The sequence below is a fragment of the Brevibacterium sp. 239c genome, from assembly GCF_900169365.1.
Taxonomy (GTDB): domain Bacteria; phylum Actinomycetota; class Actinomycetes; order Actinomycetales; family Brevibacteriaceae; genus Brevibacterium.
In genome coordinates, this window is sequence record NZ_FXZH01000008.1 from 1 (window position 1) to 14006 (window position 14006).

The window sequence follows — 14006 nt, forward strand, 5'->3', positions numbered from 1 at the left end:
CCGTGTCTCAGTCCCAGTGTGGCCGGTCGCCCTCTCAGGCCGGCTACCCGTCGTCGTCTTGGTGAGCCATTACCTCACCAACAAACTGATAGGCCGCGAGCCCATCCCCAACCGAAAAAACTTTCCAGCATCCCTCATGCGAGGAATGCTCATATCCGGTATTAGACCCAGTTTCCCGGGCTTATCCCGAAGTCGGGGGCAGGTTACTCACGTGTTACTCACCCGTTCGCCACTCATCCACCCAGTGCAAGCACCAGGCTTCAGCGTTCGACTTGCATGTGTTAAGCACGCAGCCAGCGTTCGTCCTGAGCCAGGATCAAACTCTCCATAAAAAACTTTATGTTACGAATGAATCCCAGCAAGACAGCCAACCAACGATCACGGGGTGATCGCAGCTGACCAAAAAATCATGTCCACACACGCTGGCATGCTCCTCCGGCGAGGGAGGAAACATCAGTGCGTGAACATGTGATTGTCTTACCAGAAAACTAATATTTCTGGCATCACTATTTGTTCAAACAAACACGCTATTGGATTCTCAAACCACAAACACTCACCCGTCACCACAACCCCCAAAAAGGGCGTGTACACCAGGGGTGTCAGTTTCAATTGTCGTTGTCACCCATGTTCCGTGTGAACCACACCCAAACTGTGTTTGTGCTGGTCACACCGGTGAAAACCGTTCCAGAAGAACTCGTTTTCTGCGGGGCAACGAGATACTACTCTAGTCCAGGCCTGGCTCGTCGTGCAACTCGAAACCGGAAAACTGACAGTGACGCCCACCACACGTCAGCAAGGGGCTGGAGAAAACGCGGTGGGAGCCTGCTGTTGCCTTGAAATGTAGCGTTCGTCGGAAGACAGCGCGTAACGGGTTGCACTCGCACGTGAGGGAAACGGGTTGCGCGCGCGTACGGGCATAGGGCGTCTGAGTTGCTGCAGTCGTGGAGTCAGCGCGTTCGACTCGGTGGAGCCTGACTGTGCTCTAGGAGTCTGACTGTGTTCTACCGCCAGGATGCAGCACGGACCGTTGGGAGACCTTTTACGCGGACCGTTCGAAGGCCCTATATAAAACGATTGTTTAAAGGCCCTATATAAAACGATTGTTTATAGGAAGACTTTGTAGAGGCGGTGTACCCGCAGCCTTCAAACCCCCACGTCCTCTCTCGTGCTGGGTCCGTAGACACAGCCCCAGCGCGGTCTGGGTATACGAAGTTCAGCCTGGGTATAGGCGGTTCAGCCGAGTCAGGCCCGTCCACTAGGCTTGATTACATGACCTCGGCACCCACAACCTCCCCGCTCGACGTCCTCCACGATGTCTTCGGTTATGACGAGTTTCGAGGACAGCAGCAGGCCGTTGTTGATCAGATCGTGAGCGGTGGCGATGCCGTCGTCCTCATGCCCACCGGCGGCGGAAAGTCCCTGTGCTATCAGATCCCGAGCCTTGTCAGGCCCGGCACCGGCGTGGTGATCTCCCCACTGATCGCGCTCATGGCAGATCAGGTCGCTGCTCTGGAGAACCTCGGCGTGCGAGCGGCGTACCTCAACTCGACTCTTGACTTCGAGGAAGCCCAGAACGTCGAGCGAGCGCTCCTGGCCGGTGAGCTCGATCTGCTCTACTTAGCGCCTGAACGCCTAGTCCTGCCGCGCACGATGGCTTTGCTCGAGCGTGCTCAGGTCGCCTTGTTCGCCATTGACGAAGCCCACTGCGTATCGCAGTGGGGCCATGACTTCCGCAGCGACTACTTGGGCCTGGGAGTGTTGGCCGAACGATTCCTCGATGTTCCGCGAATCGCATTGACCGCCACGGCCACACCCGCCACGCATGCGGAACTCACCGAGCGTCTTCACCTCGGCGATGCCCAGCATTTCGTCGCCAGCTTCGACCGCCCGAACATCACCTATCGCATCGAGCCGAAGCAGTCCGGCCGCTCGCAGCTCATCAACTTCATCACCACCGAACATTCTGGTGATTCTGGCATCGTCTACTGCCTATCCCGCCGTGGGGTCGAACAGCTCACTGAGGCACTCGTGGCCCGAGGAATCAAAGCCCTGCCCTATCACGCTGGGCTGCCTTCCGAGGTCCGTGCCGACCATCAGGCTCGATTCCTCCGCGAGGACGGGCTCGTCATGGTCGCGACGATCGCCTTCGGCATGGGCATCGACAAACCCGATGTCCGCTTCGTCGCTCACCTCGACCTGCCCCGCAGCGTCGAAGGCTACTACCAGGAGACTGGTCGTGCCGGACGCGACGGATTGCCGGCCGATGCGTGGATGGTCTACGGCCTCGGCGATGTCGTCTCCCAGCGTCGCCTCATCGAATCTGGCGACGGCGATCGGACCTATCAACGACGCGCGATGTCGCACCTCGACTCCATGCTTGCTCTGTGCGAAACCGTTGATTGCCGGCGCGTGCAGCTTCTGCGCTACTTCGACGAGGAATCCGAACCGTGCGGCAACTGCGACACCTGCATCACACCCCCAGTGACCTGGGACGCAACGGTCGCCGTGCAGAAACTGTTGTCGGCGGTCATTCGCCTCGACCGGGAACGTGGCCAGAAGTTCGGTTCAGGACAGGTCATCGACGTCTTGCGCGGCAATGACAATGAACGCTCTCGCGCGGCCGATCACGAACGCCTCAGCGTCTGGGGAATCGGCGACGACCTCAGTGAGACACAGTGGAAGACCGTGGTCAGGCAGGTCCTCGCCCGCGGTCTCCTGGAATCCCATGGCGACTACGGCGTACTGGTCGTTGCCGAAGCCGCCGGCCCTGTCCTGCGCAGCGAAGTGGAAGTATCCCTGCGAGTGGACCCTGTGAAGAAGTCGGGATCCAAAAAGTCCGGAGCAAAGCGCCGAGGCGGCCCTGAGGTCGAACTCGGGACCGCAGACACAGCCCTGTTCGAAGCTCTGCGTACCTGGCGAGCCGATCAGGCCAAGGAACAGGGCGTCCCCGCCTACGTCGTATTCCCTGACGCCACCCTGTACGGAATCGTCGAAGCCAAACCAAGCACTATCGGCGAACTGGGACAAGTCAGCGGGGTGGGTCTGAAGAAGCTCGAGCGCTACGGACCCGGCGTTCTCGAAGTTCTCGAGTCCAGCGCGGGGTGACCGCAGGCCAACTGTCGGCAGGACTGCCGGCTCGCGATCGTCAGTTCGTCTTATTCAGCGTGACATCGATGGGTGTCTGGTTGGTGAAGATGTCGAAGACAGGGCAGTGGGCGTCCACCGTCGTCTGCAGCTCCTGGTAGGCCTCGTCGCTGTCCGGGCCCGTGATGTCGACGTTGACACGGACTGCTGAGAGTCCGGGCCGCACCGTGTCATCGGCGCCGAAGAGGCCTTGTACGTCAATGTCGCCCTCTGCGCTGACCTCGAGGTTCTCGATTGTCAGCCCCAGGTTGTGCGCGTACAGCCGGTAGACGACGATCTGGCATGAGATGAGGGCACCGAGGGCGTATTCCACGGGGTTCGGTGCCGCGTCATCACCGCCCAGCGGTGCCGGCTCGTCGACGGTGAAGGTGTGCTTTCCTGCTGTGATGACCGAGGACACGGAGCCTTGGGCGCATCCCTTGGCCGAAAACACCAGCTGAGCGTTCTTCGTCGAGCTTGCAATCCGCTCGTTCCAGGCCTGATCTGCCGAGGTCAGTCGTGCGGCGCGATCTTCAGCGCTGATGGCAACGGTTTCGCCTGTGTTGGTGGTGGTTTCTGCTGTGGCGGTCATGTGTACGTCTCCTTGGAGTGGGTGATCATCGTTTGCGTGATCACCACACTAGAAACACAAACTTCCCCGGCGATGGCCGCTCGTCAGATTTCGACGCAGTCCGTCATAGGCACGAAATGAGAGGACGCATTTCGACACGAATCTCATACTTCTGGATGACAACATCGCTGATCAGCGACTTATAGGGCCGAGACATGAGCGAATCCCCACTGCGAAGTCGACTCTCGAAGAGGACCCTCCTCATCTCGGCAGGCGCCGTCCTTGGCATCGCTGCTCTCATCTTCGGGACTGCCGTCGCCGTCGGGCTCACCGTTCCAGGAGTCCGAGCACATTTCGAAAGCCTGATTATCGCTGTGCTGCTCGTCCCGAGCACCGGGACGCTGATTGCGTTGGCGTTCACTCTGCGTCGCCGCGGTCACCGCTTATCAGCCATCGGCTTCCCCCGTCCCACCGCGCGACTCTTCCATCTGCTGTGGCAGGCCCCCGCCTCTGTGATCGTTGTGCTCGGGGCACAGCTCCTTGTTTTCGCTGTCACAGGCTCGGAGCCCGTCAGTGACTCATCGACCGACTCGATTGCAGGGAGTGTCGGCCCCATCGCTGCGATCTCGATGTTCGCCGCCGTCGGGATCATCACCCCACTCTAGGAGGAGCTGTTCTTTCGCGGCGTAATCTATGGCTTCGTCCGTGACCACCTCGGGCTGAAGGGGGCAGTTCCGATCAGCACAGTCGTCTTCGCGCTGTGCCACGGTGTGCCGATCCTTCTGCCCTACATGCTTGCGCTGGGTCTTTGCCTCGCGCTGCTGCGGACATTCCACCGCAATCTGTGGGGACCGCTGGGTCTGCACCAGGAATCAACTCGATGGCGTCGGTGGTCCTTCTGCAGGTCGCCTTCAACTGACGTGCATCCTGTCGGACCTCATATCTCAGGGGCGGTGGTGGCCGAACACGAGGCTGGTCTGGGTATGAGCGATCGCGGGGTCCGAGAGATGCTCATTTATAAATGCATTCAGCCCGGCCGGATGGGCCGTGGCGATGTGCACAAGCAGATCTCGCTCCCCCGAAACCTGGAAGACTTCGAGAGTTTCTGGAGCCTGGAGCAGTCCGGCGATGACGGCGTTCATCTTCGACCGCCCGACCGGTGACATCCGCACCGAGATCATGCCGAACACGTGCAGACCCAGCGCTTCGAAGTCGATGTCGGCGTGAAATCCTTTGATGATTCCGCGCGACCGCAGGGCGCTGACTCGCCCGGAGCAGGTGGACGGGGCCAGCCCCACTCGGCCGGCAAGATCCTTGTTGGAGATCCGGGCATCGGAACTGAGCTCACGCAGGATCGCCATGTCCACCTCGGCGAGGTGGGAATCCTTCGATTCAGAACGATGGTCGATGATCAATTCCGAATTCACCACAAGAATCCTCTACCTTTGTCGTCATCTATTCGGTTCCATTCGATGGTATCCGTGATCTGGGTAGTCTATGAGGAGACCCGCCGCCACCGGCGATACCGGCTTCGTGCCCGACCAGATGAAGGTGACCCATGACGACTTCAGCACACACCGCCCCGCGCGATCGCGCGGCCTGCGAGCACCTCGATGCCGCGGATCCGCTGCGCGGCTTCAAGGACGAGTTCATCCTCCCTTCCGACACGATCTATCTCGACGGGAACTCGCTCGGCGCCCGGACGAAGGGGGCGGCCGAACGTGCTCAGACGGTCATCGCCGACGAGTGGGGGACCGGGCTCATCCGGTCCTGGAACACCGCCGGATGGTTCGACCTGCCAGCGAAGCTGGGCGAGAAAGTTGCCGGCATCGTCGGTGGTGGGACCGGCAGCACCGTCGTCACGGACACCACCTCGATCAACCTGTTCAAAGCCGCGTCGGCCGCGCTGAAGATGCAGTCCGCAGATGCGCCCGATCGTCGTGTCATCCTCACTCAGCGGGAGAACTTCCCCTCCGATATCTACATGCTTCAGGGCTTGGCGGAGCAGCTTGATGCCGGCTACGAGGTCCGCCTGGTCGATGACGCCGAGGTGAGCGCAGGGTTCCCGAACACAATGACCGACGAGGTGGCTCTCGTGGTTCTCACCCACGTGAACTACCGCACGGGTCGGCTCTTCGACATGACCACGACCACCTCGGAGATCCATGACGGTGGTGCCTTGGTGATCTGGGACCTGTGCCATTCGGCGGGTGCGCTGGAGATCGACTTGGCCGGGTCGGGTGCGGACATGGCGATCGGCTGCACATACAAGTTCCTCAACGGCGGCCCAGGCTCACCCGCTTTCATCTGGGTCTCCGAGGCATTGCAGAATCGTTTCACCCAGCCGCTCTCGGGCTGGTGGGGGCATGCGAAGCCCTTCGAGATGTCACCGGACTATGCTCCGGCCGACGGTATTCGCCGGTACCTGACCGGCACGCAGGGCATCATCTCGATGTCTATGGCCGAGCTGGGACTCGACATCGCCAACCGGGTCGATATGGCCGCTGTGCGAGAGAAGTCCCTGCAGCTGTCTGACCTGTTCATCGAGCTCGTCGACTCTCGATTGGCCGATCATCCCGTCGAGATCGTCACTCCACGCGAGCACGCCCATCGCGGCTCACAGGTCTCGATCACCCACCCCGAGGGCTTTGCCATCATGAGCGCTCTCATCGAACGTGGAATCATCGGCGACTATCGCGAGCCTGAAGTGCTGCGCTTCGGCCTGACTCCGCTCTACATCGGCTTCACCGATGTCTGGGACACCGTCGAGGCGCTGCGCGACATCCTCGACAACCGGATCTGGGACGCCCCTGCGCACAAGGTCCGCGGCGCCGTCACGTGATCGGTGTGGCTCAATAGCCTCTCGGCAGCCCTCCGGGCACTGAGCAACCTCGCTTTGGAGTGGTCCCCAAAAGTTGCTCAGCCCGATTCGTTCGCTTATCCGACGCTCCGCTCCCGTCCCGCCAACACGTACGCACCGATCCCGATCGCGCCGATGGCCAAGACCGAGCCGCCGATCGTCACAGCCTGCGGGATCGTCGCGATCGTGCCGAGCACGCCGACGGTGACACCGGAGAACGTCTGCATTCCGGGCCCGAACATCGAATAGGAGCCGATCACTCTGCCCCGAATCTCAGTCGGGGCCTCGAGCTGGATGATCGCCATCTCGGTCGACTCGGCGGTGATCTTGCAGACCCCAGCGAGGACGAGGACCGTCAACGCCAGCCACAGGTGCGAGGTGAACGCGAAGACGATCGCACTCGCTCCCAACCCTGCCGCGGCGACCGCTGCTGCCGCGGGCGTTGGTCGCACCCAGCCTGTGGCCTCGAGGAAGAACCCGCCGAGCACACCTCCGGCACCAAGAGCGAAAAGCAGCAGACCGTAGGTGAAGTCACTGTCTCCGCCGGGGCCGGTGAAGATATCGCCGAAGACCGGCATCGCCGTCTGCAACACGGCCCCGATCGTGATCGAGGCGAGCGCAGCCAGCAAGAGCATGCTGATGATCGCCCGGTTGTGGCGGACGTCGACGAGCACCCGCAGTGACTGGATCAGTGTGGTCCTCGCTGCCCGCAGACCACCGCTCCTGGTATGGCCGGTGAAGGGTGTGCGCATGAGGAAAATCGTCAGCGGCAGGTAAAAGACGATGTTGATGAAGATGCCCCACGTCGGCCCGAACGACAGCAGGAGCGCCGAGCCGACAACGGGTCCGAACAGGATGCCGAGGCTGCGGAAGGTCGCATTGATGCGCACGGCGCTGGGCAGCTCGCTGCGTCCGGCGAAGTCGTAGAGCATCATCTGTTCGGCCGGTCCCCACAGGCATCCGGCCAGGCCGTGGATGATCAGCAGCACGCAGGCCTGCCACAGTTGGAGCGAATCGGTGAGGAACAGGATGCCCCAGCACAGGGACACGACCATGAACATGACCTGCCCGATCTGGATGAGTCGGCGGCAGTCGAAGCGTTCAGCCAACGATCCGGCATAAACGGACAGGAGTAGGAACGGCAGCCAGTGGCTGATGAGCTGGAATCCCACGAGGGCCGGGGACTCGAACTTCTGCCACAGCACCCAGTAGGTGATGACGTGCTCAATGTTGTCGCCCATCATCGCCATGCCGGATCCGACCAGATAGGGCGCGGTCTTCCAGCTCCGCAGCACCCCGAACCGGCGCGGATTCGGGGAGGTGTCGGAAGATTCGTCTCGGGTCTCGCTCACCCGCCCATTCTGGCACCACCTGCGTGAAATCAGTGGGTGGTCCCGAACCGTGGAATCCTGACACCGCCGAGGCGGCCCTGGTTCTTTTATGGACAGGGCCCTTGATCTGACCCCTGTATGGGGTCACCGTTGACATGATCAAGGAAGATCAGATGTCAACGACACCGAAGTCATCTGGGTCAAACACACCTCTGGAGAACTGCCCACGGGTTCACCGCAGTGGCAGATCGTCGAGGCCCTCTCCCCTGCCGACGACGAAGCTATAGTGGAGAAGACGCACGGCAACACCTTCGAAAAAACGAACTTCGAGGATGTTCTGGCGTCTAAGAACGTCGAACACCTCATCGTCACCGGCGCCCAGTCCGATGCGTGCGCGAGGTCGACGATCCACGGCGGATTTGCCCGCGGCTGCGATGTCACGCTCGTCTCCGACGCCCACACCACCGAAGATCTCAGCGACTGGAGAGCTGCGCCTCCGGAGAAGGTGGTTGCCCATACGAATCTCTGCTGGGGCTTCGAGTCAGGACCAGGCAGGACCGCTCGCGTCCAGGAAGCGGCTGGGGTCGACTTCACCGCACCGGGCACAGGCGAGTGAGCCGGCGACTCGCGTCCAGACACCGCTCATCGTTTCCTGACATGATGAGTCCATGAGTGATGACACGCGCAGCATCGAACTGACCCGCCTCGCCGAGAACCACTACCGGGCCACGGCCCCAAGTGGTGCGAGCATCGAATTCGGTCGTGGTGAGGGCCTGATGACACCCGTTGAGCTGCTGCTCGCGGCCGTCGCAGGCTGTTCCTCGATCGACGTCGACACAGTGACCAGCAGACACACTGAGCCGACGCGTTTCGATGTCTCGGCCACGGCCGACAAGATCGATGAAGACGGTGCATCTCGAGTCGACAACGTCCACCTCGACTTCGACCTCGCTTTCCCCGACGACGAGGATGGTCGCAAAGCCGATGCGCGCATCGAGAGGCTCGTCGGCCTGTCCCATGACAAGTACTGCACAGTCTCGCGCACCGTCGAGCACCCGACCAACGTGGATTTCAGCATCCGCCGCGGCTGAACTCCACCCTCGCCGCAACCGAGCCTCAGCTTTCGGCCAACCGCTCCCGTTCGACCTCAATCTCGAAGTCCGCAGCAGGCCACTGGGGGTCGATACTCCGCAGCGCATTCAATAAGAGTCGCTGGATCGCCAGACGTGCGTACCATTTGCGGTCAGCGGGGACGACGTACCAAGGCGCCGCCTCGGTCGAGGTGCGCTCGAACACCGCCTGATAAGCCTTCATGTAATCGGGCCACAGGAGGCGCTCATCAACGTCACCCGGGTTGTACTTCCAGTACTTGTCGGGGCGGTCCAAACGCTCCATGAGTCGGTCCTTCTGCTCATCGGGAGAGATGTGGAGCATGACCTTGATAATGCGCACACCCGCCTCGGCGAGCTCGGCCTCGAAGTCATTGATGGCGGCGTAGCGACGCTCGATCTCTTCGTCGTCGGCAAGCTCGCGGACTTTGCCGATGAGCACATCCTCGTAGTGGGAGCGATCGAAGACGCCGATCATGCCAGGCCCGGGCACGCGCGATCGGATGCGCCAGAGGAAATCGTGGGAGAGCTCCTCCTTCGTCGGCGCCTTGAACGCAGCGAGCTCCACGCCCTGTGGATCGACCGATCCGACGACGTGGCGCACGATCCCGCCCTTGCCTGCCGTGTCCATCGCTTGGAGGACGAGGAGAACCGCTGGCCCCGACTCCTCCTCATGATGAGCCGCGAAGAGTCGTTCCTGAAGATCGTCGAGTTCGGGGATGCAGGCTTTGAGGTCCTTGCGTCCGGATTTCTTGTTGCCTTCGTAGCCGGGGGTCGAACGCGGATCAACATCATCGAGCCGAAACCCTTCGCCTGCCCGCAGCAGCGACTCCGGATCCTCGGTCCAACTCAGCGCTGTCTTTTCGCTCATGAGTTCATCTTTGCAGGCAGGGAGGTCAGCGTCTATATCTGTGCTGATCTACAAGGGATCGTCGCCGTCAGTCGGGCTTGCGAAACACCGAGGGCAGCTTCTTCATCTTCTTCGGCGTCTCCCGATAAGACCATCGGCGCATCGGCTGTGGAACTCGCCACTGCAGCTTCCACGCCAGCATTCGGAAGCCGAATGCCAGTGCGGCGATGATCAGCGAAACCACACCGCCGAGCAGGTTCAGCGCATCGGCGATGACCGTTAGCCCCGATCCGAAGAGGGCGGGAATCAGGTAGAGGTCGGTGCCGCTGAAGATCGCCGGGTCCTCACTGGCCACCGCATCGCGCATGAGCCCGCCGCCACAGGCAGTCAAAGCCCCCATGAACAGGGCCGCAGAGTAATTCGCACCGGCACCGAGGGCAATCGTCGCTCCGGTGACACTGAAGATGGCGAGCCCGATCGCATCGAAGGTCACAATCCAGATCCGGGCGCGGGAAACGTGTTTGCCGATGAGATAGATGAGCAAGGTGGCGAACAGCGGAGTAGCCAGATAGATCGGTTGACCCAGCGCGTTCGGCACCCGGTCGAGGAGAACGTCGCGGATCATGCCTCCACCGATGCCTGCCAGCAGTCCGAGGACCAAGCCTCCGGTGATGTCGAAGCCGCGCCGGGCGGCCAGGAGGACTCCGGAGACGGCGAAGACGAAGGTGCCGGTGAGGTCGAGTGCGAGAAAGACCGCTTCTTGAATGTCCACGACTGATTCTCCTTCCGACACATGGAGGGCCCGCCCCACGCGCCGGACGGTGCGTGGTCAGCATTGCCGACGCCACGTCTGTCGTTCTCGGCGTCTGGCTACCTCTGTAGTATCAGTGCGCCGGAGCAGTGAGGTGCGCCGAGGTGGAGTGCACGGTGCTCGTCCGGGCAGGAACGTGCTCGCCCGTGCCGGGAACAGGCTCAGCTGAGCTGGAAGTTGTCCGGGTTCTTGTATTCTTCGATTTCGACGCTCGGGCTGCCCTGCCCCTTGAGCAGCTTCGATATCGGGCATCGAGCGTGGGCCCGCCCCGCGTACTTCTCCGCGTCTGCGGCGGAGACGCCTTCGATGGAGATATAGGCTCGAGGTACGAAGTAGAATCCGGCGTTGGACTCACCGTGCAGGTCGACCTCAACGCGGACTCGGGATAGAGCTTCGACATCATTGACGGCCAGCACCACCTTGAGGGTTTCACCGAGGCAGGTGCTCCACGCCATGGCGAGGAACTGCTCCGGGTTGCTGCCCTGATCGGTGTGCGAGGTGGGGGCCGTCGACAGCGTCATACCGTCTTCGACTCGCACTTCACCCGAGGTCCCGCCGAGGTTCTCGACTTTGGCAGTATAGATGGGAGCGCTTGCGCTTCTGGGTTCGTCCGAGTCTCCGCTTGGCGCCTGCGGCTCGGCGTATCCTGGGTTCTCAGTCATTGCACTATGCTACGTCAGCTTGACGGCAAGTTCACTGACAATTTCGTGAACGGGACGAGTCGCAGCAGCGAATCTTCGCTCCCGAATCACCCATCCGGATCGTCGTCGGCTCCGAATATCCGGCATGAGAAGACCATTTCGCGCCGCCCTTGCCGGGATCGTCGCCACCCTTGTCCTGTTCGGTGCCGCCGATCTGATCGCTCGGGCATTCGGTCCTCAGGCGGCCCCTCTGCTGGCGCTGGGTCAGACGATCATTCCGCTCACCCCTACCGAGATCGTCAAACCTGTCATCGACCTCTTCGGCACCAATGACAAGCTCTTCCTCATCCTCACCACAGGACTCGCAGCTTTGGTGCTCGGAGGGCTGATCGGCTGGCTGGCCTCTCACCGACTCCGCCTAGCGACCGTGCTCCTGTGCACCGCCGGGCTCGTTCCCATCCTAGTCATTCTCATCCGACCCGAGTCCAGTGTCATCGACATCATCCCAACGCTCATCGGACTCGTCGTGGGCCTGGCCGTCTTCCGCATCCTCATGAGTTCGGGAACAAGCCGGACTGAGACCGGAACGGCATCCGCAGCTCCCGCGAAGTTCCCTGCAGCTGCCCGACCCGCTCGCTCGTCCACGGCCGGGCCCTCCCCCGCCGACTCGACCGAGGCACCAGCCTCAGAGCCCTCTCGGCGACGCTTCTTCGTCATCACCGGCATCATCGGTACAGTCGGTGCCGCTGCGGTGGCGGCGGGACAGACCGTCGCCTCCTTGACTCTGGATGCTGGTGCGGCAGCTGCCAAACTGGTGTTGCCAACGCCTGCCAAGAAGGCTCCTCCGATCCCTTCCAATGCCCATCCGGATGTCAAAGGCCTCACCCCCTTCGTCACGGATCCTCAGGATTTCTACCGCATCGACACAGCACTGGCACCTCCTGTCATCGACCCTGAGGACTGGTCGCTGCGGATCCACGGCATGGTCGAGTCGGAGGTGACTTTGACGATGGACGATCTGCTCGACCTTCCTCTCGACGAGCATCACATCACGCTCACCTGCGTCTCCAACCCCGTCGGGGGTGACCTGGTCGGCAACGCCACCTGGTTGGGCTACCCGGTGCGTGAGCTGCTGCGCCGAGCGAAACCCCACAAGAACGCAGACATGGTCCTCTCCCATTCCTTCGACGGCTTCTCCGCCTCAACCCCGATCGAGGCTCTCGTCGATGGCCGGGACTCCCTATTGGCTGTTGGAATGAACGGCAGTCCGCTCCCTCCCGAACACGGGTTCCCCGCCCGCCTCGTCGTTCCCGGTCTGTATGGATTCGTCTCAGCCACCAAGTGGGTCACCGAACTCGAAGTCACTCGCTTTGATGAGAAGACCGCGTATTGGACCGACCGCGGGTGGGACGCCAAGGCGCCCATCCTCGTCGCGTCCAGGGTCGAAGTGCCGAAGCCGTTGGCCAAGGTATCGGCCGGTGATGTGGCCGTCGCCGGCACGGCATGGGCGCAGCGCAGCGGCGTCAAGCGGGTCGATGTGAAACTCGACGATGGAGAGTGGACATCTGCTGAGCTCGGTGACGAGGTGAATATCGATACCTGGCGCCAGTGGAAGACGGGATTCAGCGACGTCGATACAGGATTGCATACCGTCACGGTCCGTGCGATCGATCAGGACGGAAACGTCCAGACCCCGAAGCGCAGGAAGTCCATTCCCAATTCCGCGACCGGTCACCACCACATCCAGTTCAGTGTTGAGTAGAGCGAGCCTCCGCCCGGCACGCACCGCACCACCACGGCCCCAATCAACGCTTACAGGCGGAGGCTGGGGCCGATCTGCGCAGGTCCGAGGACTACGCGGAGAACTCCGTCAAAAAGAAATCCAAAGAATGTTTGAGTTTCACCCATCCAGAACGTCATGGGCTGCGAATACCAGATACACAGCGAGCAATGAAGGCAACTTCAGAGCTGTGCGCTGATACGCACCACCGTTGATGCACCACTTCAATTAGGAGAAGAACGATGAAAACGCTGCTTCGCACTCGCACCACCACCATCCTGGCCGCTGGCGCGATCGGTCTCATGGCTCTGAGCGGTTGCTCGGACATGGGCTCCGACTCCGATTCCGGTGATTCCGAGTCCAAGTCAAGTGACACCGCAGAAAGCCCTGACGCACCCGAAGAGTCAAGCGATGACGCCATGGCCGGCGGGGATCTCGTCGGACCGGATTGCGCGGCGTATGCCGAAGCCAATCCTGACGGCGGCGGATCTGTCGAGGGAATGGCCCAGGACCCTGTCGCCACCGCGGCATCGAACAACCCGATGCTCAAGACGCTGACCAAGGCTGTTTCGGGCAAGCTCAACCCCGATGTCGACCTCGTCGACACTCTCAATGGTGACGAGTTCACCGTCATCGCACCCACTGATGATGCCTTCGCCGATGTGCCCAAGGACGACCTGGATGCGCTGGCCAAGGATTCGGACATGCTGACGAAGGTCCTCACCTATCACGTCATCCCGGGAAAGCTGTCCCCTGACGAGATCGCCGGTGAGCACGAGACCGTCGAGGGTTCGAAGGTGAAGATCTCCGGCAAGGGCGACGACCTCAAGTTCGACGATGCCGGTCTGGTCTGCGGCGGAGTCGCAACCTCGAACGCTACTGTGTACATGGTCGACAGTGTGATGATGCCCTCTAAGTGACATTTGGGCT

12 protein-coding genes, 1 rRNA gene and 2 pseudogenes are annotated in these 14006 nt (G+C 61.6%); 8 read left to right on the top strand and 7 right to left on the bottom strand.

Going from position 1 to position 14006, the window contains the following annotated elements; translation table 11 throughout:
* A 16S ribosomal RNA gene (locus BSP239C_RS09025) occupies positions 1 to 332 on the bottom strand; the annotation flags it as partial.
* 937 nt (positions 333 to 1269) lie between these two features.
* Between BSP239C_RS09025 and recQ the strand changes: the two genes are divergently transcribed.
* Positions 1270 to 3105 carry a DNA helicase RecQ gene (gene recQ, locus BSP239C_RS09030; protein ID WP_101572072.1) on the top strand — a complete coding sequence of 612 codons (1836 nt, stop codon included), beginning with the start codon at positions 1270 to 1272 and terminating at the stop codon, positions 3103 to 3105.
* 40 nt (positions 3106 to 3145) lie between these two features.
* Here recQ and BSP239C_RS09035 read toward each other — a convergent pair whose 3' ends face one another.
* Positions 3146 to 3715: an OsmC family protein gene (locus BSP239C_RS09035; protein ID WP_101572074.1), complete on the bottom strand. Its 570-nt coding sequence runs from the start codon at positions 3713 to 3715 to the stop codon at positions 3146 to 3148.
* A 194-nt stretch (positions 3716 to 3909) separates the two neighbouring features.
* Between BSP239C_RS09035 and BSP239C_RS09040 the strand changes: the two genes are divergently transcribed.
* Positions 3910 to 4359 carry a hypothetical protein gene (locus tag BSP239C_RS09040; protein ID WP_101572076.1) on the top strand — a complete coding sequence of 150 codons (450 nt, stop codon included), beginning with the start codon at positions 3910 to 3912 and terminating at the stop codon, positions 4357 to 4359.
* Positions 4360 to 4365: 6 nt separating this feature from the next.
* Positions 4366 to 4548 (top strand): annotated as a pseudogene (locus BSP239C_RS21350) (type II CAAX prenyl endopeptidase Rce1 family protein); the annotation flags it as partial.
* A gap of 90 nt (positions 4549 to 4638) precedes the next feature.
* Here BSP239C_RS21350 and BSP239C_RS09050 read toward each other — a convergent pair.
* The gene (locus BSP239C_RS09050; RefSeq protein ID WP_257930143.1) at positions 4639 to 5121 is read right to left on the bottom strand and encodes an Lrp/AsnC family transcriptional regulator; all 483 of its coding nucleotides are present in this window, start codon (positions 5119 to 5121) and stop codon (positions 4639 to 4641) included.
* Positions 5122 to 5252: 131 nt separating this feature from the next.
* Here BSP239C_RS09050 and kynU point away from each other — a divergent pair, with 131 nt between their 5' ends.
* Positions 5253 to 6536 (top strand): kynureninase, encoded by a 1284-nt coding sequence (kynU, locus tag BSP239C_RS09055; RefSeq protein ID WP_101572080.1) that lies wholly within the window; start codon positions 5253 to 5255, stop codon positions 6534 to 6536.
* Positions 6537 to 6631: 95 nt separating this feature from the next.
* On the opposite strand, the gene BSP239C_RS09060 is transcribed toward kynU, so the two are convergent.
* On the bottom strand, positions 6632 to 7906 hold the full coding sequence (locus tag BSP239C_RS09060; protein ID WP_101572083.1) for an MFS transporter: 1275 nt from the start codon (positions 7904 to 7906) through the stop codon (positions 6632 to 6634).
* Between the two features lie 169 nt (positions 7907 to 8075).
* Here BSP239C_RS09060 and BSP239C_RS09065 point away from each other — a divergent pair.
* Together BSP239C_RS09065 and BSP239C_RS09070 are read left to right on the top strand one after the other, a co-directional pair.
* A pseudogene (locus BSP239C_RS09065) lies at positions 8076 to 8501 on the top strand (isochorismatase family protein); the annotation flags it as partial.
* 52 nt (positions 8502 to 8553) lie between these two features.
* Positions 8554 to 8976 (top strand): OsmC family protein, encoded by a 423-nt coding sequence (locus BSP239C_RS09070; RefSeq protein WP_101572087.1) that lies wholly within the window; start codon positions 8554 to 8556, stop codon positions 8974 to 8976.
* A gap of 25 nt (positions 8977 to 9001) precedes the next feature.
* Here the strand turns inward: BSP239C_RS09070 and BSP239C_RS09075 are convergent, their stop codons facing one another.
* The 3 genes from BSP239C_RS09075 to BSP239C_RS09085 form a co-directional block, all read right to left on the bottom strand.
* Positions 9002 to 9865, bottom strand: a complete 864-nt coding sequence (locus tag BSP239C_RS09075; RefSeq protein WP_101572089.1) for a PPK2 family polyphosphate kinase — start codon at positions 9863 to 9865, stop codon at positions 9002 to 9004.
* Positions 9866 to 9932: 67 nt separating this feature from the next.
* Positions 9933 to 10616 carry a trimeric intracellular cation channel family protein gene (locus BSP239C_RS09080; RefSeq protein ID WP_101572091.1) on the bottom strand — a complete coding sequence of 228 codons (684 nt, stop codon included), beginning with the start codon at positions 10614 to 10616 and terminating at the stop codon, positions 9933 to 9935.
* Between the two features lie 200 nt (positions 10617 to 10816).
* Positions 10817 to 11317: an OsmC family protein gene (locus tag BSP239C_RS09085; RefSeq protein WP_101572093.1), complete on the bottom strand. Its 501-nt coding sequence runs from the start codon at positions 11315 to 11317 to the stop codon at positions 10817 to 10819.
* A 124-nt stretch (positions 11318 to 11441) separates the two neighbouring features.
* Between BSP239C_RS09085 and BSP239C_RS09090 the strand changes: the two genes are divergently transcribed.
* A complete protein-coding gene (locus BSP239C_RS09090; protein WP_101572095.1) occupies positions 11442 to 13058 on the top strand; it encodes a molybdopterin-dependent oxidoreductase in 1617 nt (538 codons plus the stop codon).
* A gap of 260 nt (positions 13059 to 13318) precedes the next feature.
* The gene (locus BSP239C_RS09095) at positions 13319 to 13996 is read left to right on the top strand and encodes a fasciclin domain-containing protein (protein WP_101572096.1); all 678 of its coding nucleotides are present in this window, start codon (positions 13319 to 13321) and stop codon (positions 13994 to 13996) included.
* Positions 13997 to 14006: the final 10 nt, after the last annotated feature.

Coding starts and splice junctions, on each gene's coding strand:
- recQ (WP_101572072.1), top strand. CDS start 1,270: ATGACCTCGGCACCCACAACCTCCCCGCTCGACGTCCTCCACGATGTC.
- BSP239C_RS09040 (WP_101572076.1), top strand. CDS start 3,910: ATGAGCGAATCCCCACTGCGAAGTCGACTCTCGAAGAGGACCCTCCTC.
- BSP239C_RS09075 (WP_101572089.1), bottom strand. CDS start 9,865: ATGAGCGAAAAGACAGCGCTGAGTTGGACCGAGGATCCGGAGTCGCTG.
- BSP239C_RS09070 (WP_101572087.1), top strand. CDS start 8,554: ATGAGTGATGACACGCGCAGCATCGAACTGACCCGCCTCGCCGAGAAC.
- BSP239C_RS09035 (WP_101572074.1), bottom strand. CDS start 3,715: ATGACCGCCACAGCAGAAACCACCACCAACACAGGCGAAACCGTTGCC.
- BSP239C_RS09095 (WP_101572096.1), top strand. CDS start 13,319: ATGAAAACGCTGCTTCGCACTCGCACCACCACCATCCTGGCCGCTGGC.
- BSP239C_RS09085 (WP_101572093.1), bottom strand. CDS start 11,317: ATGACTGAGAACCCAGGATACGCCGAGCCGCAGGCGCCAAGCGGAGAC.
- kynU (WP_101572080.1), top strand. CDS start 5,253: ATGACGACTTCAGCACACACCGCCCCGCGCGATCGCGCGGCCTGCGAG.
- BSP239C_RS09090 (WP_101572095.1), top strand. CDS start 11,442: ATGAGAAGACCATTTCGCGCCGCCCTTGCCGGGATCGTCGCCACCCTT.